The organism is Rhizobium sp. PEPV16, assembly GCF_008919455.1.
GTDB lineage: Bacteria > Pseudomonadota > Alphaproteobacteria > Rhizobiales > Rhizobiaceae > Rhizobium > Rhizobium leguminosarum_Q.
The window spans coordinates 38,339-56,415 of sequence record NZ_VSZV01000328.1 but is presented as its reverse complement, the minus strand read 5'-3'; the positions used below and the strand labels follow the sequence as shown (position 1 = coordinate 56,415).

Here is an 18,077-nt window from a genome sequence, read left to right as displayed (position 1 = left end):
GCTGGACAGGAGAACGAAAGCGGCAGTCGCGAGAAAACGCTTGGTCATAGCAAATATCCGGCAAGGGTTGAAAACGGTTCGACCGGCGCCAATGCTCCCTTGGGAGGCACGCCGACCGCTTCATGCGCCGGTTGTTTGACGGAGTTGTTACGGTTCTTCGTCAGTTCCGTGAAATCGTGAATGCTAAAATGCGGCGCGCCGAACCCGTGTCTATCCGACCGTTCGGCGAGCTCGATGGTATATTCTAGATATCGAGGTTTTCGGCGAAGGCTGCGCGATCCTGGATGAAGCGGAAGCGGGCTTCCGGCTTGGTGCCCATCAGATCGTCGACGGCGGCGCGGGTGCCTTCGAAATCCACCTCGTCGATCAGCACCTTCAGCAGGGTGCGCTTGGACGGATCCATCGTGGTTTCCTTAAGCTGGGCGGGCATCATTTCGCCGAGGCCTTTGAAGCGGCTGATCTCGACCTTGGCCTTACCCTTGAACTCCGTCTGCATCAACTCGGCGCGATGATTGTCGTCGCGGGCATAGGCGGATTTCGCCCCTTGGGTGATCTTGTAAAGCGGCGGCACGGCAAGGAAGAGATGGCCGCCGCGCACCAGCTCCGGCATCTCCTGATAGAAGAAGGTGATGAGCAGCGAGGCGATGTGGGCGCCGTCGACGTCGGCATCGGTCATGACGATGATGCGTTCGTAGCGCAGGTCTTCGTCGCGGTATTTCGAGCGGGTGCCGCAGCCGAGAGCCTGGACGAGATCGGCGAGCTGCTGGTTGGCGCCGAGTTTTTCGCGGCCGGCGCTGGCAACGTTCAGGATCTTGCCGCGCAGCGGCAGAATTGCCTGGTTGGCGCGGTTGCGCGCCTGCTTGGCCGAACCGCCTGCCGAATCGCCCTCGACGATGAAGAGTTCAGCGCCCTCGGCGGTGTTCTGCGAGCAATCGGCGAGCTTGCCGGGCAGGCGCAATTTGCGCACAGCGCTCTTGCGGTTGACTTCCTTTTCCTTGCGGCGGCGCAGACGCTCCTCAGCGCGCTCGATCACCCAGTCGAGCAGCTTGGCCGACTCGTTCGGATTGTCCGCAAGGTAATGGTCGAAGGGATCGCGGAGCGCGTTCTCGACGATGCGCTGGGCCTCGACTGTCGCAAGCCTGTCCTTGGTCTGGCCGACGAATTCCGGCTCGCGGATGAAGACCGACAGCATGCCGACGGCCGAGATCATCACGTCGTCGGTGGTGATCTGCGCGGCGCGCTTGTTCTGCGTCAGCTCGGCATAGGCCTTCAGGCCCTTGGTCAGCGCAATGCGCAGCCCCGCTTCATGGGTGCCGCCTTCGGTCGTCGGGATGGTGTTGCAATAGGAATGCACCTGCGGATCGCCGCCATACCAGGTGATCGCCCATTCCATCGAGCCGTGGCCGCTCACCTTCTCCGTCTTGCCAGCGAAAATCTCGCGGGTGACGGTGAACTCCTTGCCCATCGTCGCCTGGAGATAGTCCTTGAGGCCGCCGGGGAAGTGGAACACGGCCTTGTCAGGGACCTCGGAACCTTCGGGCAGCACGCCCGCCTCGCAGCTCCAGCGGATCTCGACGCCGCCGAACAGATAGGCCTTCGAGCGCGCCATGCGGAAGACGCGGGCGGCGTCGAACCTCATGTGATCCCCAAAGATCTGGGGGTCGGGATGGAAGCGCACACGGGTGCCGCGGCGATTGTGGACGTCGCCCAACTCTTCGAGCCCGCCCTGCGGCAGGCCGCGGGAGAAGCGCTGGCGGTAGAGCTTGCGGTTTCGCGCCACCTCGACCTCGAGGTCGTCGGAGAGCGCGTTGACGACCGAAACGCCGACACCGTGCAGGCCGCCCGACGTCTCATAAGCCTTGCCGTCGAATTTGCCGCCGGCATGCAGCTTGGTCATGATGACTTCGAGCGTCGACTTGCCCGGCACTTGCGGATGGTTCTCGACCGGGATGCCGCGACCGTTGTCGGAGACGGTGAGATAACCCTCGAGGTCGAGATAAACCTCGATGAAATTGGCATGCCCGGCGACCGCCTCGTCCATCGCATTGTCGATGACTTCGGCAAAGAGGTGGTGCAGCGCCTTTTCATCGGTGCCGCCGATATACATGCCCGGGCGCATACGCACCGGCTCGAGGCCTTCGAGGACGCGGATCGACGAGGCGCCGTAATCATCGGAGTTCGAGGCGGTAGGCGCCGGGCGTGCGGAGGCTCCGGCAGCAGGGGGCGCTGCCGCTGCGGCGGGCGCAGCCGTCACCGGCGGCCGTTCGGCGGGCGCCGTAGGCTTCTGCGCCTCCTCACGTTTTTCAGAGAGGGGCATTCCGGAAAAAAGGTCGTTGCTATCGTCCATGGAGCCGTTCAGATCTTCATCCTGTCTTAGGTCTGGCTTGGGCGGGCATCCGCCGCCGACCCAAAATCACCGCATTTCATGCCACGTTTGCGAATCAGGCAGATTTTGCCAGAAAGCACCTCTATACGCGACACCGCCTGATTTGGCGGGATTTTCCCAAATGATTTGCGTTGCCGGGCGCAGAATGGCAAGCGGCGGCAGGCTTCAGGAACCATCCGAATGCGAATGTCCACAAGTCATTGCACCATCATCACTGCAATTGCGGCGTTTTTCTTGTCCGCGGCCATCCTGTCCGCTGTTGGTCCGGCAGAGGCGGCCGACGCTTTGCCGCCTTTCAAGGACGATCTGTTTTCCAAGCAGTCCGTGTTGGAGACAGGCGACGGCGGCGCCTTCGAGGTCATCGACTATGACGAGATGCGCGATATCAACGGCCGCGATCAGATCCCGCAAAAGCGGGTGCAGCAGAAATATGTGGCGCTCGCCATCCGCAAGGCGCAAGCGGACGAGACGCTGTCTCTCGACGGCATCAAGCTCGATGTCACCAGGGTGGGACCGGCCGGAAATGCCGCTTTCACGGTGATTTTCATCCATGGGCGCGATGGCGACCGGCGGCTCGGCGCCAACGATTACAGCTTCGGCGGCAATTTCAACCGCCTCAAGAACCTCGTCGCCGGCAATGGCGGCGTTTATTATTCGCCGACGGTCAAAAGCTTCGACAGCAGCGGCGTTGCGGCGATCAGCGGCCTCATCCGCTATGCCAGCGCGCAATCGCCCGGCCGGCCGATCATCCTTTCCTGCGCCTCGATGGGCAGCCAGGTTTGCTGGGGCGTTGCGCGCGACAGCGACAGCGTCAAGCGGCTGAAGGGCATGCTGATCATGAGCGGGGTCACCGATCGCGATTTCACCAAGAGCGCCTTCTACAAGGCGAAGCTGCCGCTGTGGTTCGCCCATGGCAGCCGCGACCCGGTCTATGCCGCCGCTAACCAGCAGGCGCTGTTCGAAAGCCTGCACAAGGCAAAGTATCCGGCGCGTTTCACGCTGTTTCAGACCGGCAATCACGGGACGCCGATCCGGATGATCGACTGGCGCAGGGTGTTGAACTGGATTCTCGCCGGCTAGAGTGCATCGAGCCGATGCGCGGATTCAAAATGCTACCTTGGCGTGTCTGAAAAGACGCGCAGCGCTGTAGCGGACGATTTTCGGCAGAAATATGCGCGGGATCGCAGAGATTCCCCTTACGTCAAGGGCATGATGCTTTTCTTTGCTGCAAGCTTTTGATATTGCCCAAGGCATAAGCAGATTGCGGAAGGCCAGCATGACACCTGATGTACGCCCGCTTGTGGCGGGAAACTGGAAAATGAATGGCATGCGTGCCTCGCTGGATCAGATCAAAGTGATCGCCGAGGGTGTTCGCCCGCCGCTGGCCGACAAGGTCGAAGCGCTGATCTGCCCGCCGGCGACGCTGCTCTATGTGGCGACGGCGCTGTGCACCGACAGCCCGCTGGCGATCGGCGCTCAAGACTGCCATCAGAACCCCTCCGGTGCGCATACCGGCGACATCTCGGCCGAGATGATTGCCGATTGTTTCGGCACCTATGTCATCGTCGGCCATTCCGAGCGGCGCACCGACCATGCCGAAACGGATCATCTGGTGCGCGCCAAGGCGGAGGCCGCCTTCGCCGCAGGGCTGACAGCGATCATCTGCATCGGCGAGACCGCGGATGAACGCCGGACAGGCCAGGCGCTCGACGTCATCAAGCGCCAGCTTTCCGCCTCGGTTCCGGACGGCGCCACCGCTGAGAGCACAGTCATCGCCTACGAGCCGATCTGGGCGATCGGCACAGGCGTGACGCCGACATCAGGTGATGTCGAAAAGGCGCATGCCTTCATGCGGGCAGAGCTTGTGGCCCGCTTCGGCGACGAAGGCCGCAAGATGCGTCTTCTCTATGGCGGCTCGGTCAAGCCGGCCAATGCCCATGAGCTGATGGGCATTGCCAATGTCGACGGCGCGCTGATCGGCGGAGCGAGCTTGAAAGCGGCCGACTTCCTCGCCATCTACCGGGCCTATGAGGCGCTGCTCGCCTGAGGCATTTTTTATTCCTGGGTTTATTCCCGAGTTTATTCCTGGCTGAAGGGCTTGGAATAGATGAAAGCCTCATGTAAAGAGCCGCCAGAATTCTTAACTTTGTCCGTCTCCAGGCGGGCAGGACTGGACCCATGCAGACCGTATTGATTGTCATCCATCTCATGATCGTGCTCGCCCTTGTCGGCGTCGTGCTCATCCAGCGCTCGGAAGGCGGCGGCCTCGGCATCGGCGGCGGTTCCGGCTTCATGTCGGCCCGCGGCACGGCCAATGCGCTAACGCGCACGACCGCGATCCTTGCGACCCTGTTTTTCCTGACCTCGCTCGGCCTCGGCATCCTGACGCGTTACGAGGGCCGTCCGAGCGACATCCTCGACCGCATTCCGGCAACCGGCGGCCAGGGCAACGGTATTCTCGATTCGCTCGGCGGCGCGCAGGCTCCGGCAACCCCGCCGGCCGGCAACGGTGTTCCGAGCAGCGGCGCGGCAGCACCCGCACCGCAGGCGCCAGCAACTGGGGCGCCGGCAACTGGCACTCAGGCCCCGGCGGCCACCGCGCCTTCAACGCCTGCTCCGGCAACGACTGCCCCGGCAACGCCCGCAGCTCCGGCCGCGCCGGCACCGGCTCAGCCCTCCGGCGTCCCGACGGGACAGTAAGCCGGTCTTCGACATAAACCGCCGGCAGGCCCTCGGGTCTGCCGGTTTTCTTTTGTTCAGATTCCTGCGCCACGCATCGAAAGTTCTGGAAAAGAATTTTTGGGCTGGTGGAATCGTTTTTGAAAAGGTATCCGGTGAATCCCATGGCGCGATACGTATTCATCACTGGCGGCGTGGTTTCCTCTCTCGGAAAAGGAATTGCGGCCGCGGCTCTCGGAGCGTTGCTGCAGGCCCGTGGATATCGGGTTCGGCTTCGCAAGCTTGACCCCTATCTGAACGTGGACCCGGGCACGATGAGCCCGACCCAGCACGGCGAGGTCTTCGTCACCGACGACGGCGCGGAAACCGATCTCGATCTCGGTCACTACGAGCGCTTCACGGGGCGTTCGGCGACCAAGACCGACAACATCACCACCGGCCGCATCTACAAGAACATCATCGACAAGGAACGGCGCGGCGACTATCTCGGCGCGACGGTGCAGGTCATCCCGCACGTCACCAACGAGATCAAGGATTTCGTCATCGAGGGCAATGACGACTACGACTTCGTCATCTGCGAGATCGGCGGCACGGTCGGCGACATCGAAGCGATGCCGTTCATGGAGGCGATCCGCCAGCTCGGAAACGACCTGCCGCGCGGCACCGCCGTCTACGTCCACCTGACGCTGATGCCCTATATCCCGGCGGCCGGCGAGCTTAAGACCAAGCCGACGCAGCATTCGGTGAAGGAACTGCAGGCACTCGGCATTCATCCCGATATCCTGCTGGTGCGGGCCGACCGCGAAATTCCGGAGGCCGAACGCCGCAAGCTCTCGTTGTTCTGCAACGTTCGCCCGTCCGCCGTCATCCAGGCGCTCGACGTCGCCAACATCTACGATGTGCCGATAGCCTACCACAAGGAAGGCCTCGACGACGAGGTGCTCGCGGCCTTTGGTATCGAGCCGGCGCCGAAGCCGCGGCTCGATCCGTGGGAAGAGGTCTGCAACCGTATCCGGACGCCGGAGGGCGAGGTGACAATCGCGATCGTCGGCAAATATACCGGCCTCAAGGATGCCTATAAGTCGCTGATCGAGGCGCTGCATCACGGCGGCATCGCCAATCGCGTCAAGGTCAATCTCGAATGGATCGAGTCCGAGGTCTTCGAAAAGGAAGATCCGGCACCCTATCTCGAAAAGGTGCACGGTATTCTCGTGCCCGGCGGCTTCGGTGAACGCGGTTCGGAAGGCAAGATCCACGCTGCCCGCTTTGCCCGCGAGCGCAAGGTGCCGTATTTCGGCATCTGCTTCGGCATGCAGATGGCGGTCATCGAGGCGGCGCGCAATCTCGCCGACGTGTCAGGTGCCTCCTCGACCGAATTCGGCCCGACGAAAGAGCCGGTGGTCGGCCTGATGACCGAATGGGTCAAGGGCAACGAGTTGCAGAAGCGTACGGCAGCCGGGGATCTCGGCGGCACGATGCGCCTCGGCGCCTACAAGGCGGCCCTGAAGAAGGGCACGAAGATCTCGGATATCTACGGTTCCACCGATATTTCCGAGCGTCACCGCCACCGCTACGAGGTCAATATCGACTACAAGGACCGGCTCGAGAACTGCGGCCTGGTCTTCTCCGGCATGTCGCCGGACGGCGTGCTGCCGGAGACGATCGAATATCCCGATCACCCCTGGTTCATCGGCGTGCAGTACCACCCGGAACTGAAGAGCCGGCCGCTCGACCCGCATCCGCTGTTTGCCAGCTTCATAGAAGCGGCGACGGAACAGAGCCGTCTCGTCTGACGACTGACAGCACCAGATCGCGTTGTTTGAGGCGCGATCTGGATAACATCCATGCCTGCGCTAACTTGCCGGCATGACCCCTTCACGCAGCACGACCGTCTCACGATTCATCGCAGCGCCGCGCGAGCGCATCTACCGCGCCTTCCTCGATGCAGATGCGGTCGCCACCTGGCTTCCGCCTGATACCATGAAGGGCATCGTCCATGCCTTCGAGGGCAGGGAAGGCGGCGCCTTCAGCATGTCGCTTGTCTATCCCGACGACGAGACATCGCAGCCGGGCAAGACCTCCGACAAGACAGACAGGTTCGAAGGCCGCTTTGCCAAGCTCGTGCCGGATGAACGAATCGTCTGGGCAACGGTCTTCAATTCCGAGGACGAAGGTTTTTCCGGCGAGATGACCGTCAGCACGATGTTGTCGCCTGCGGATGGAGGCACCGATGTTGCGATGGTCTGTGACAATATTCCGTCCGGGATCCGCCTCGAAGACAATGAGGAAGGGTGCCGCTCGACGCTCGACAAGCTGGCCGCTTTCGTCAGCGGTTGAGAATCGGCGGCAGGACATGCTGCCGCCGAATTCAACCTTCACGCAGCCGCTGGCAACGGCCCGATATAGACCGAGCGTGGCCGGATCAACCGGCCGTCGAGTGCCTGTTCGCGCGCATGCGCCAGCCATCCGACGGTGCGGCCGATCGCGAAGACGCCGGTGAAGGCCTCACGCGGAAAGGCGAGCGCTTCGAGCAGCAGCGCGGTATAAAACTCGACATTGACGTCAAGCGGCCGGTTCGGCTTGCGCGCCTTCAGGATCGCCAATGCAGCGACCTCCACGGCTTCCGCCAGCGCACTGCGGGCGCTGTTTACCTGTCCGGTTGATATCAGCGGCTTCAGCGCGCCCTTCAGCGCATCGGCGCGCGGATCGCGGACGCGATAGATACGGTGGCCGAAGCCCATCAACCTGTCGCCGCGATCAAGCGCTTCACCGAGCCAGTGGCCGGCATTCTCCGCGGTTCCGATCGCATCCAGCATGTCGAGTACAGGACCGGGCGCGCCGCCATGCAGCGGCCCTTTCAGCGCGCTCAGTGCGGCGAGCACGGACGAAGTGAGGCCAGCCTGCGTCGAGGCGATGACGCGCGATGCGAAGGTCGAGGCATTGAGGCCATGGTCCGATATCGTCACGAGATAGGTATCGAGTGCTGCTGTCTGCTCCCTGGTCGGCAATTTTCCGGTCAGCATACGCAGGATATCGGCCGCCTGCGGCAGCGAGGCGTCGGGCGCGATCGGTCTTTTGCCGCGTTGCTTGCGAAGGATCGCCGGCAGGAAAACTGCGGGCGCAGCCAGAAGCCTGAGCGCGGTATCGAAATCCTCGCCGTCGGGCAGCCGGGCAATCAGCGCCCGCATTGCATCGACCGGAGGCAAAGCGAGCAGGGCGGCGTCAGCGGCCTTGATATGGTCGAAAACCCTCGTTCGCGCCTGCGCCAGCCAGGCGCGCAATTCCGCTTCGTCGAAGCTCTTTTCCATCAGCCCATCGAGCAACAGGGCGGCGACGCCTTCATAGGTGCCGTCTGCAACCAGATGTTCCAGCGATACGCCGCGGATGACCAGTCGTCCCGCTTCGCCATCGACATCCGAAAGCTGCGTTTCGGCAGCAATGACATCTTCCAAGCCGTTTTTCATGTTGTTTTCTCCTTTACGACCGGGATGATCGAACCTAGTCTCATTGACGTCAATCTTGATGCAATTGATCAATGTGAGGTTCCGATGTCGTGGCTGACTGCCGAGGAGGCGTTGCGGGCGCTGAAGACCAAGCCGCAGACGCTCTACGCCAATGTCAGTCGCGGGCGCATCCGCGCCAAACCCGATCCCGCCGACCCGCGCCGCAGCCTCTACCAGGCTGCCGACGTACAGCGGCTTGCCGAACGCCATGCCGGCCGCCGCAAGACCGAAACGGTCGCCGCCGAGGCGATCCGCTGGGGCGATCCGGTTCTCTCCTCGGCAATCTCCACCATCATCGGCGGACGGCTTTTCTATCGCGGAAAAGATACGGCCGTTTTCGCTGAAGTCGCGACGCTGGAGCAGACGGCGTCACTGCTCTGGAACGGCGCGGAGCCACTTTCCTCCAGCAGCGGGACCCGCCATGCCTCTCCGCCGCTTCAGGCGGCATTCCTGGCGCTGGCGGGGCGTATAACATCGGATTTGCCGTCGCTCGGCCGCTCGCAGGCAGCACTTCGTCGCGAAGCAAGCGGGGTTCTCTACACAGTCGCCGATGCGCTGGCGCCTGGGACGTCGGACCGACCGCTGCATCTCAGGCTTGCGGCAAGCTGGCAGCGGCCGGACGCCGCCGATTGTCTGCGCCGCGCGCTGGTGCTGCTTGCCGATCACGAACTCAACGCCTCGGCCTTTGCGGCGCGGGTCACGGCATCGGCGGGTGCAGCCCTTTCGGCCGCCGTGCTGTCCGGTCTGGCGACGCTGACAGGGCCGTTGCATGGTGCCGCCTGGCAAGGCGTCGGCGCCTTGATCGAGACCGCTTCCGCGCTTGGGGCGGAGCAGGCGATCCGCCGCACGCTCGCCCAGGGCAATCGCCTGTCGGCCTTCGGCCATCCGCTCTATCCCGATGGCGATATCAGGGCCTTGGCGCTGCTGTCGCACTTCTCCCTGCCGCCACAATTTGCCGAGGTCCGGGAAACCGGCGAGGAGATGGTCGGCGAGAAGGTCAACGTCGATTTTGCGCTTGCCGCGATGTCCGCCGCCTTCGATCTCCCGAGGGAGGCGCCGATCATCATTTTCTCGCTTGCCCGTTCAGTCGGTTGGCTTGCCCATGCAATGGAACAGATCGACAGCGGCGAATTGATCCGGCCGCGGGCACGTTATACCGGACCGGCTCCTGAAACGGATAATAGAACGTAAGAATTCCGCCGGCGATTTGCTTTTTTGGTCTAGGGAAATATTTGAATTCGGTTATCATGCTTCATATTAGAAGACGGTTGGGAAGAAGACGGTTGGCGGGCGCTTTCGAAAAGAGCTGTTCCGCACGGTCAAAGGGACTTCCATGAATACGACGTTTCGCAGCCTTTTTGCCGCCGCACTCGCTGCCGGCCTCATTCCACATGGGGCGGCCTTTGCGCAGTCTGCCGGCTGTACGGTATCGCGTGATGCCGGCGCCCGCCAAGTGCTCAGTTGTCCCGGTGGCGTGACGGTGACGGCGGAGACCGGCGCGGCCTACAGCCTTGTCGACCGCAACCGTGACGGCAGCCCCGATTCGGCATCGCTGCGCCGCAAGGCCATTCTCGTCGATGTCGATAACACCCAGCACGCCGGCGGTTTCCAGGTCGTGACGCCGCAGGCGATCGCGGCCGTGCGCGGCACCCAATGGGCTGTCGATGTCGCAGGCGGCCAGACCTCGGTGCTGGTCGTCAGAGGCAGCGTCGCAGTTCGCCGGCCGGCCGGCGAGCCGGTGGTGCTGTCGCCGGGCGAGGGCGTCGACGTTACCGCCGGAACCGAACCCCTCGTCGTGCGTCGCTGGCCGGCGCCGCGCGCCGCTGCCCTTCTTGCCCGTCTCGGCCAATAAGTCCCATGAATCATCGCCTGCTGACAGTGATCGCGCTGCTGCTCGCCGGTCTTTGGGGAGCTGCGCTCGGCTATGTCAATCTCCATGCCGGAAGCGGCCTTCTCGACCGGATGGAGGCCTCGCTTGCCGATATCCGCAGCGCCATCGTCGGGGCGAAGACACCGCCTCCCGTCGTCTCGATCGTCGCGATCGACGACCGTACCGCTAGGGTACACGGCTATCCGCTCGATCGGGCGACACTTGCGCGCCTCGCCGACGCGATCACCGCGTTGAAGCCGAAGGCCCTGGCGATCGACATTCTGCTGGTCGATCCGGGGCCGGAGGCGGGTGATGCGGCGCTGACATCAGCCCTTCGCCAGGGGCCGAGCGTGATTGCGGCCGCGGCCACTTTCGCGCAAAGCAGCCAGCGGGTCACCGATGCCGCCGAGGATCCGTTTGCCGCCATCCCGGAGGCAAACCAGCTGCTGCTGCCGCTTCCTCGCTTTGCCGAGGCCGCCGCGGTCGGCATCGTCAACGTCGCAACCGACCAGACCGGCACGCCGCGCTTTATCCCGCTGATCTCGCGTGCCGCAGACCGCCTGGATCCGGCTTTTCCGCTGCGTGTCGCGTCGGTGGCGCTTGGCGTCGATCCCACCATCGAACGTGACGCCATCATGCTCGGAAAGCTGCGTATTCCCACAGATATCGGCCAGCGTCTGCCGGTGACCTTCTATGGCGGGCACGGCAGCATCGCCACCTTCAGCGCCGCCGATGCGTTGGATGGCAAGCTTTCGGCGGATGCGGTCGCAGGCCGCATCGTCGTCATCGGTTCGACCGTCACCGGCGGCGGCGACGTCTTCCCGACGCCGTTCGATCCCGTCATGCCCGGCGTCGAGGTGATGTCGACGGCGATCACCCATCTTGTTACCGGCGACGGCATGGTGCGCGACCGCAGGATGCGGCTGATCGATGCCGCCACCGCCATCGGACTGCCGATCGTGCTCGTGTCGCTGGTCGCCTGGCGGCGGAGTGCGGCAGGCTATGTCATCATCGTGCTGACGCTGATCGTCTGGGCGATGCTCAACCTGTCGGCCTTCGCACATGGCTACTGGCTGAGTGCGGCGCTGCCGATCGCCGCAGCGCTGCCGCCGGCGTTGGCTTATGGCGCGGCCGAACTCTGGCTCGACCGCGGCCGCGCCCGTCATTTCGCCGAGCAGAGCGCGCTCTTGCAGCGCATCGAGGCGCCCGGGCTCGGCGAGTGGCTGGCGCGCGATCCGAATTTCCTTGCCGCGCCGGTGCGCCAGAACGCCGCCGTCATCTTCATCGATCTCTCGGGTTTCACCGGCCTCAGCGAAAATGTCGGGCCGGTGGCGGTGAGCGAGATGCTGAGCGGCTTCTTCGAACTGGTCGACGAGGAGGCGCGCGCCCATGGCGGCGCCATCACCAGCTTCATGGGCGACGGGGCGATGATCCTGTTCGGCCTGCCGGAGCCTGCCGATGACGACGCCGCACGCGCCGCTGCCTGTGCGGTTAGCCTGTGCGAGCGCACAAGGGCCTGGCTTCAAGCGCATGCGGGCTTTGCCCAGAAGAAGATCGGCTTCAAAGTCGGCGCCCATTGCGGCCCGATCGTCGCCTCGCGGTTGGGCACCGGCGACCGGCAGCAGATCACCGCGGCAGGCGACACCATCAATGTCGGCAGCCGGCTGATGGAGGTCGCCGCCCGCCATGGTGTCGAGCTGGCGCTGAGCGCCGAAATCGTCCGCGCTGCAGGTCCCGATAGCGTGCTCACACAGTCCGGCCGGATGGAAGGACCGTTGGAAACGGCGCTGCGCGGCCGGGCAAGCCGCATCGACGCCTGGCTGTGGCGTAGCCGCACGCTTTGACAATCGCCGCGGGAGCGGCTAGGAACGGCGCAAATACCCCGCCGGCTGGCTCCGGCCATGGCGCAGCAACGCGCCTGACAGCTCCGAAAGATCGAACTCATGACAGAATTTAACGGCGTCGTTCCGGCGATCGCCAAGGCGTTGCAGAAGCGCGGTTACGCCGAACTCACCCCGGTGCAGAAGGCGATGCTCGATCCGGCGCTCGCCGCTTCCGACGCGCTGGTCTCGGCCCAGACCGGCTCCGGCAAGACCGTCGCCTTCGGCCTGGCGCTGGCGCCGACGCTGCTCGAAGGCAGGGAGCGCTTCGGCAATGCCGCCGCGCCGCTCGCCCTCGTCATTGCCCCGACGCGCGAGCTTGCCCTGCAGGTGAAGCGCGAGCTCGAATGGCTCTTTGAGATGACCGGCGCGGTGATCGTCAGCTGCGTCGGCGGCATGGACATCCGCAGCGAGCGCCGCTCGCTCGAACGCGGCGCCCATATCGTCGTCGGCACGCCCGGCCGGCTTTGCGACCATATCCGCCGCAGGGCGCTCGACATGTCGGAACTGAAGGCCGCCGTGCTCGACGAGGCCGACGAGATGCTCGATCTCGGCTTCCGTGAGGATCTCGAATTCATCCTCGATGCGGCGCCGGACGAACGCCGGACGCTGATGTTTTCGGCAACGGTGCCGGCGGCGATCGCTAAGCTTGCCAAGAGCTACCAGCGCGATGCCGTGCGCATCAGCACCGCGGCCGAGGAAAAGCAGCATATCGACATCGAATATCGCGCGCTGATGGTTGCCCCGAGCGACCGCGAGAATGCGATCATCAACGTGCTGCGCTATTACGAGGCGACCAATGCCATCGTGTTCTGCTCGACGCGTGCCGCCGTCAACCATCTGACGGCGCGGTTCAACAACCGCAATTTCGCCGTTGTGGCGCTTTCCGGCGAGCTGACGCAGAACGAGCGCACCCACGCGCTGCAGGCGATGCGCGACGGGCGCGCCCGCGTCTGCATCGCGACCGACGTTGCCGCCCGCGGCATCGACCTGCCGGGGCTCGATCTCGTCATCCATGCCGACCTGCCGACCAATCCGGACACGCTGCTGCACCGCAGCGGCCGAACCGGCCGGGCCGGACGCAAGGGCATCAGCGCCATGATCGTGCCGCTGAATGCACGGCGCAAGGCAGAGCGCCTGCTCGAGAATGCCGGTATTTCGGCTGCCTGGGCGCGGCCGCCCTCGGCCGAGGAAGTGAGCGAGCGCGACGACGAGCGGCTGCTCGCCGATCCGATCTTCAACGAAACGCCGCAGGAGGAAGAGCAGGGGCTGGTACAGCAGCTTCTCGCCAGCCACGGCGCCGAAAAGCTCGCCGCCGCTTTCTTACGTCTTTACCGCACCAATCATTCGGCGCCGGAAGATCTGATCGAAGTTACCGTGCAGGACGACCGCAGCCGCAAGCGCCGTGACAATGCCGAGCCCTACGAGCCGGCGCAGAAGGGACCGCGCGAGGATTTCGGCGCCAGCGTCTGGTTCTCCGTCTCGGTCGGACGCAAGCAGAATGCCGAGCCGCGCTGGCTGATCCCGATGCTTTGCCGCAACGGCAACGTGACGAAGCGCGAGATCGGTGCGATCAAGATGCAGCCCGAGGAAACTTTCGTGGAGATCGCCGCGGCGAGCGCCGAAAGCTTCCTGGCGGCGATCGGTCCGAACAAGGCGCTCGAACGCGGCATCCGCGTGACCAAGCTTTCCGGCACGCCGGATTTCAGCCGGGCGCCTGCGCCGAAGCCCTATGCCGGCAAGCCATCGCGCGACGAGCGGCCGGATGATTCGTTCCGCGGCGAGCGGCCGAAGAACAAGTTCGGCAAGGGTCCGGGCGGCGGATATGTCGCGGCCGACAATAGCGGCGGGGAAAGACGGGATAGCAAGCCCTGGAGCAAGAAGCCGGGCAAACCCCCTTTCGATGGGCCGAAGTCCGACAAGCCGAAATTCGAAGGCGCCAGATCCGAAGGCCCCAAATATGAGGGCAAGGGCGGCGGCGCACCGAAGAACAAGTTTTCAAAGAAGAAGCCCGGCTGAATTTGCCGGCAGCCCTTCGCTGGTCCGGCGGAGGGCTTTGGGCCGTATCCCTGAGGGAGGCAAGGATGGTGATGGAAACGGCGATCCTCAGCGTCCCGGTTTTCAGTACGCTCTGCAATGAGGCCTTCCGGCTGCGGCGCGCTATCTTCGTGCATGAGCAGAAGGTTCCCGAAGCCGAGGAATTCGATGCCGACGATCTCAACGCCCATCATCTTGTCGCCGTCACGGCGGGCGAAGTCTCCGGCACCCTGCGGGTCATTTACGCCGAGGAACATGTGAAGATCGGCCGGGTTGCGGTTGCCGGCCGATGGCGCGGCCGCGGCATGGCGGCTGATATGATCGGGCGGGCGATGGAACTGCATCGCGGCGCCCGCGGCAACCGCTTCTATCTCACTGCGCAGGCGGACAAGCTGCCGCTTTACCAGCGTTTCGGCTTCGTTGCCTATGGCGCGGAATTTCTTGACGGCGGCATGCCGCATCTTGCCATGAAGAATTACTGAGCTTCGTCGGCAGGAGCAGACCTCGATGAAACGCCCCTGTATGCCGACTCCCGACCCGACCGCCTTCATCAAGGCCAACCTGCCGATATCACCGGTTCCCTCCATCCCCGAGATCCTGCTCCATACGCCAGGGCCCGCGAGCGGGCTCTGGCGGCTTGCTGGTCGCAGAGAGCCCGATCCGCCGCCTTACTGGGCCTATCCCTGGGCCGGCGGCGCGGTGCTTGCCCGCCATCTGCTCGATCGACCGGAAATGGTGACCGGCCGCCGGGTGCTCGATCTCGGCGCCGGCTCAGGGCTCGTCGCCATCGCGGCGGCAAAGGCCGGAGCAGCCACGGTGGCGGCGGTCGACATCGATGCCAATGCCATTGCCGCGATCGGGCTCAATGCAGCGATCAACGGTGTGAACATCCTGGCCTGGGCCGCCGATATCATTGGGGAGCCACCGCCGGCGACCGACCTCCTCGTTGTCGGTGACCTGTTCTACAATCCCTCGCTTGCCTTGCGGGTCATGGCCTTTCTCCGGCGTTGCCAGTCGAGCGGCATCGAGGTGCTGATCGGCGATCCCGAGCGGGCCTATCTGCCGCAGGGCGAACTCAGCCGTATCGCCACCCACGCGGTTGCGGATTTCGGCGGGGGCACCAGCGGCGGGGGAGTGCCGGCAGGTGTCTTTGTGCTGGCTGGCAACGGCTGAACGTCGGATTATGTCAGAAGGTCCGGCCGCAACAGCATGACCGGGCAGGGCGCTCCGGCCGGCAGCTCCGGTGCATGCGGCGGGCGGATGACGAGACAGTCGGCTTCGGCGAAGACCTTCATCATCGAGGAATCCTGCTTGCCGAAGGGTTCGGCGAGCCAGTGGCCGGCGGCGGATCTCGAAAGTTTCGCCCTGATATAGTCCTGCCGGTGGTCGTTGGCACGCAGCGTGACGGCTGCCTCTACCGTTACCTCGCGCTGCACCGGTGGCAGGGAGGCGAGCTTGCGGATCAGCGGCTCCAGGAAGAGCAGCGAACAGACGAGGCTGGAGACCGGATTGCCGGGCAGGCCGAGCGCATGCGTCTCGCCAAAGCTGCCGACCATCAGCGGTTTGCCGGGGCGCATGGCGATGCGCCAGAAATCGAGCTGCATGCCGGCCTCGATCAGCGTGGCCTGCACCAGATCATGGTCGCCGACTGAAGCGCCGCCAAGCGTGACGATCACATCGACCTTGGCGTCCCGCGCTGTGTCGATCGCCGCGGTGATCTTGGCCTTGTCGTCAGGCACGATGCCGAGATCCAGCACATCGGCGCCGGCTTTGCGGGCAAGGGCTGCAATACCAAACGTATTGGATGCGATGATCTGCGAAGGGCCGGGCGTGCTTCCGGGCGGCAGCAGTTCGTCGCCGGTCGCGAGGATGGCGATCAGCGGGCGCCGCAGCACTTCTACATCTGGCCGGTTCATGCCGGCAGCAACCGTCAGCCGCGAGAAATCGAGCACGGCGCCGGCCGACAGCACCGCTTCGCCTTCGACGAAATCCTGGCCGCAGGGCCGCACATGCTGGCCCTGCCGCACAGGGAAATTGGTTCGGATGCCGCCCTCGATCTTCTCGGCATCCTCCTGCAGCAGGACGCTATCAGCGCCTGGCGGAACAGGCGCGCCGGTGAAGATACGGACGGCCTCGCCCTGGCCGACGCTTCCCTCGAAGCCGTGGCCGGCGGAAGAGGTGCCGATGACTTTCAGCTCGGCGCCCGGCTCCGGCGCGTCTTCACGGCGCAGTGCATAGCCATCCATGGCGGAGGCATTGAAGGGTGGCTGGGTGAGGCCGGCGGTCAGATCGACGGCCAGGACGCGGCCCTCAGCCTCGGCAAGCGGCAGCGTCTCGGACGCCACGACGGGCCTTGCGCGAGAGAGCAAGCGGTTCAGCGCCTCGGCGACCGGGAGAAGATTCATCTTGCCTCCGGATGACGGAAATCGCCGGATTTTCCGCCGGACTTTTCAAGAAGTCTGATGCCGGCGATCTCCATTGCCTTATCGGCCGCCTTGGCCATGTCGTAGATCGTCAGACAAGCGATCGAGACGGCGGTCAACGCCTCCATCTCCACACCGGTTTTGCCGGTGAGCTTGGCGGTTGCCGTAACGCGCAGGCCGGGCAGGGCGGTATCTTCCTCGATCTCGACCGTGACCTTCGTCAGCATCAGCGGATGGCAGAGCGGGATGAGATCGGCGGTGCGTTTTGCCGCCATGATGCCGGCAAGGCGCGCCGTGCCGATCACATCACCCTTCTTGGCATCGCCTTGGCGGATGAGAGCAAGCGTTTCCGGCGCCATCTTCACATGGCCCTCGGCAGTGGCGATGCGCACCGTCTCGGCCTTGTCGGAGACATCGACCATATGCGCCTCGCCGGAGGCACCGATATGCGTGAGGCCTGGCTTTTGGCCGCTCATATCATTCGGCCGCGATGGCGGCTTCGCCAAAGAGCAGCGCGCGGGTGGCGGCGGCGACGTCCTCCTTGCGCATCAGGCTTTCGCCGACAAGGAAGGTATTGATGTCAACGGCCTGCAGGCGCTTGCAATCGGCATGGGTGAAGATGCCGCTTTCGCCGACCAGCAGCCGGTCGTCAGGCACCATGGGGGCAAGCGCCTCGCTGACGCCGAGGCTGACCTCGAAGGTGCGCAGATTGCGGTTGTTGATGCCGATGAGCGGTGAGGAGAGTTTTAGCGCCCGCTCCATCTCCTCGGCGTCGTGGACCTCGACCAGCACGTCCATGCCGAGGCCGAAGGCCTCGTCCTGCAGGCGTTCGGCTTCATCGTCGGACAGCGAGGCCATGATCAAGAGGATGCAATCGGCGCCCCAGGCGCGGGCCTCGTGTACCTGATAGGTCTCGAACATGAAATCCTTGCGCAGCGCCGGCAGCGTGCAGGCAGTGCGGGCGGCTGTCAGAAATTCCGGCGCGCCCTGAAAGCTCGGCCTGTCGGTTAGCACCGAAAGGCAGGCGGCACCGCCGGCCTCATAGGCACTCGCCAGCGACGGCGGATCGAAATCCGGGCGAATGAGACCCTTCGAGGGGCTTGCCTTCTTGATCTCGGCGATCAGGCCGAAGCGGCCGGCATCACGCTTGGCAATGAGCGCCTTGTGGAAGCCGCGCGGCGCGGACTGGCCGGCCTGCATCGCCTTCAGATCGGCAAGCGACACTGCCGCCTTGGCAGCGGCGATCTCCTCGCGCTTGTAGAGTTCGATCTTCTTCAGGATATCGGTCATCGAACAATC

At 64.3% G+C, this 18,077-nt stretch carries 17 protein-coding genes; 12 read left to right on the top strand and 5 right to left on the bottom strand.

The features are described from left to right. Positions 1-180 (top strand): hypothetical protein (locus FY112_RS37210; protein ID WP_210384808.1); only part of this gene is annotated, 180 nt, incomplete at its 5' end. Between the two features lie 64 nt (positions 181-244). Here FY112_RS37210 and parE read toward each other — a convergent pair. After that, entirely contained in the window at positions 245-2,347 is a 2,103-nt protein-coding gene (gene parE / locus FY112_RS22535; protein WP_151519323.1) for a DNA topoisomerase IV subunit B, read from the bottom strand. 219 nt (positions 2,348-2,566) lie between these two features. Here parE and FY112_RS22530 point away from each other — a divergent pair, with 219 nt between their 5' ends. The 5 genes from FY112_RS22530 (at position 2,567) to FY112_RS22510 (ending at position 7,402) form a co-directional block, all read left to right on the top strand. After that, entirely contained in the window at positions 2,567-3,466 is a 900-nt protein-coding gene (locus FY112_RS22530) for an alpha/beta hydrolase (protein ID WP_131629931.1), read from the top strand. Positions 3,467-3,662: 196 nt separating this feature from the next. Then, entirely contained in the window at positions 3,663-4,433 is a 771-nt protein-coding gene (tpiA, locus tag FY112_RS22525; RefSeq protein ID WP_062944293.1) for a triose-phosphate isomerase, read from the top strand. Positions 4,434-4,564: 131 nt separating this feature from the next. Beyond that, the gene (gene secG, locus FY112_RS22520) at positions 4,565-5,086 is read left to right on the top strand and encodes a preprotein translocase subunit SecG (RefSeq protein ID WP_151519322.1); all 522 of its coding nucleotides are present in this window, start codon (positions 4,565-4,567) and stop codon (positions 5,084-5,086) included. A gap of 143 nt (positions 5,087-5,229) precedes the next feature. Next, the gene (locus FY112_RS22515; RefSeq protein ID WP_012757532.1) at positions 5,230-6,858 is read left to right on the top strand and encodes a CTP synthase; all 1,629 of its coding nucleotides are present in this window, start codon (positions 5,230-5,232) and stop codon (positions 6,856-6,858) included. Positions 6,859-6,931: 73 nt separating this feature from the next. Further along, positions 6,932-7,402 (top strand): SRPBCC family protein, encoded by a 471-nt coding sequence (locus FY112_RS22510; RefSeq protein ID WP_017960542.1) that lies wholly within the window; start codon positions 6,932-6,934, stop codon positions 7,400-7,402. Positions 7,403-7,440: 38 nt separating this feature from the next. On the opposite strand, the gene FY112_RS22505 is transcribed toward FY112_RS22510, so the two are convergent. After that, a complete protein-coding gene (locus FY112_RS22505) occupies positions 7,441-8,529 on the bottom strand; it encodes a citrate synthase/methylcitrate synthase (protein ID WP_017960541.1) in 1,089 nt (362 codons plus the stop codon). 84 nt (positions 8,530-8,613) lie between these two features. Between FY112_RS22505 and FY112_RS22500 the strand changes: the two genes are divergently transcribed. The 6 genes from FY112_RS22500 to FY112_RS22475 all read left to right on the top strand — a co-directional run bounded on the left by FY112_RS22500 (position 8,614) and on the right by FY112_RS22475 (position 15,528). Further along, the gene (locus FY112_RS22500; RefSeq protein WP_151519321.1) at positions 8,614-9,759 is read left to right on the top strand and encodes a citrate synthase; all 1,146 of its coding nucleotides are present in this window, start codon (positions 8,614-8,616) and stop codon (positions 9,757-9,759) included. Positions 9,760-9,901: 142 nt separating this feature from the next. Continuing rightward, positions 9,902-10,420: a FecR domain-containing protein gene (locus FY112_RS22495; protein ID WP_151519320.1), complete on the top strand. Its 519-nt coding sequence runs from the start codon at positions 9,902-9,904 to the stop codon at positions 10,418-10,420. 5 nt (positions 10,421-10,425) lie between these two features. After that, on the top strand, positions 10,426-12,282 hold the full coding sequence (locus FY112_RS22490; protein ID WP_151519319.1) for an adenylate/guanylate cyclase domain-containing protein: 1,857 nt from the start codon (positions 10,426-10,428) through the stop codon (positions 12,280-12,282). A gap of 99 nt (positions 12,283-12,381) precedes the next feature. Beyond that, positions 12,382-14,337, top strand: coding sequence for a DEAD/DEAH box helicase (locus tag FY112_RS22485; RefSeq protein ID WP_151519318.1), 1,956 nt, complete (start codon positions 12,382-12,384; stop codon positions 14,335-14,337). A gap of 65 nt (positions 14,338-14,402) precedes the next feature. Continuing rightward, positions 14,403-14,837, top strand: a complete 435-nt coding sequence (locus tag FY112_RS22480; RefSeq protein WP_151519317.1) for a GNAT family N-acetyltransferase — start codon at positions 14,403-14,405, stop codon at positions 14,835-14,837. A 25-nt stretch (positions 14,838-14,862) separates the two neighbouring features. Beyond that, positions 14,863-15,528, top strand: a complete 666-nt coding sequence (locus tag FY112_RS22475) for a 50S ribosomal protein L11 methyltransferase (protein ID WP_017960535.1) — start codon at positions 14,863-14,865, stop codon at positions 15,526-15,528. 8 nt (positions 15,529-15,536) lie between these two features. On the opposite strand, the gene glp is transcribed toward FY112_RS22475, so the two are convergent. The 3 genes from glp to trpC are packed head-to-tail and all read right to left on the bottom strand — an operon-like array spanning position 15,537 to position 18,068. Further along, positions 15,537-16,760, bottom strand: a complete 1,224-nt coding sequence (gene glp, locus FY112_RS22470) for a gephyrin-like molybdotransferase Glp (RefSeq protein WP_131644139.1) — start codon at positions 16,758-16,760, stop codon at positions 15,537-15,539. Continuing rightward, on the bottom strand, positions 16,757-17,254 hold the full coding sequence (moaC, locus tag FY112_RS22465) for a cyclic pyranopterin monophosphate synthase MoaC (RefSeq protein ID WP_131619881.1): 498 nt from the start codon (positions 17,252-17,254) through the stop codon (positions 16,757-16,759). Before moaC ends, glp begins: the two co-directional genes overlap by 4 nt. 1 nt (position 17,255) lies before the next feature. Continuing rightward, positions 17,256-18,068 (bottom strand): indole-3-glycerol phosphate synthase TrpC, encoded by an 813-nt coding sequence (trpC, locus tag FY112_RS22460; RefSeq protein ID WP_151519316.1) that lies wholly within the window; start codon positions 18,066-18,068, stop codon positions 17,256-17,258. Between the last annotated feature and the right edge of the window lie 9 nt (positions 18,069-18,077).

Coding starts and splice junctions, on each gene's coding strand:
- FY112_RS22500 (WP_151519321.1), top strand. CDS start 8,614: ATGTCGTGGCTGACTGCCGAGGAGGCGTTGCGGGCGCTGAAGACCAAG.
- FY112_RS22480 (WP_151519317.1), top strand. CDS start 14,403: ATGGTGATGGAAACGGCGATCCTCAGCGTCCCGGTTTTCAGTACGCTC.
- moaC (WP_131619881.1), bottom strand. CDS start 17,254: ATGAGCGGCCAAAAGCCAGGCCTCACGCATATCGGTGCCTCCGGCGAG.
- FY112_RS22515 (WP_012757532.1), top strand. CDS start 5,230: ATGGCGCGATACGTATTCATCACTGGCGGCGTGGTTTCCTCTCTCGGA.
- secG (WP_151519322.1), top strand. CDS start 4,565: ATGCAGACCGTATTGATTGTCATCCATCTCATGATCGTGCTCGCCCTT.
- FY112_RS22495 (WP_151519320.1), top strand. CDS start 9,902: ATGAATACGACGTTTCGCAGCCTTTTTGCCGCCGCACTCGCTGCCGGC.
- FY112_RS22530 (WP_131629931.1), top strand. CDS start 2,567: ATGCGAATGTCCACAAGTCATTGCACCATCATCACTGCAATTGCGGCG.
- FY112_RS22490 (WP_151519319.1), top strand. CDS start 10,426: ATGAATCATCGCCTGCTGACAGTGATCGCGCTGCTGCTCGCCGGTCTT.
- glp (WP_131644139.1), bottom strand. CDS start 16,760: ATGAATCTTCTCCCGGTCGCCGAGGCGCTGAACCGCTTGCTCTCTCGC.
- FY112_RS22505 (WP_017960541.1), bottom strand. CDS start 8,529: ATGAAAAACGGCTTGGAAGATGTCATTGCTGCCGAAACGCAGCTTTCG.
- trpC (WP_151519316.1), bottom strand. CDS start 18,068: ATGACCGATATCCTGAAGAAGATCGAACTCTACAAGCGCGAGGAGATC.
- FY112_RS22510 (WP_017960542.1), top strand. CDS start 6,932: ATGACCCCTTCACGCAGCACGACCGTCTCACGATTCATCGCAGCGCCG.
- FY112_RS22485 (WP_151519318.1), top strand. CDS start 12,382: ATGACAGAATTTAACGGCGTCGTTCCGGCGATCGCCAAGGCGTTGCAG.
- tpiA (WP_062944293.1), top strand. CDS start 3,663: ATGACACCTGATGTACGCCCGCTTGTGGCGGGAAACTGGAAAATGAAT.
- FY112_RS22475 (WP_017960535.1), top strand. CDS start 14,863: ATGAAACGCCCCTGTATGCCGACTCCCGACCCGACCGCCTTCATCAAG.
- parE (WP_151519323.1), bottom strand. CDS start 2,347: ATGGACGATAGCAACGACCTTTTTTCCGGAATGCCCCTCTCTGAAAAA.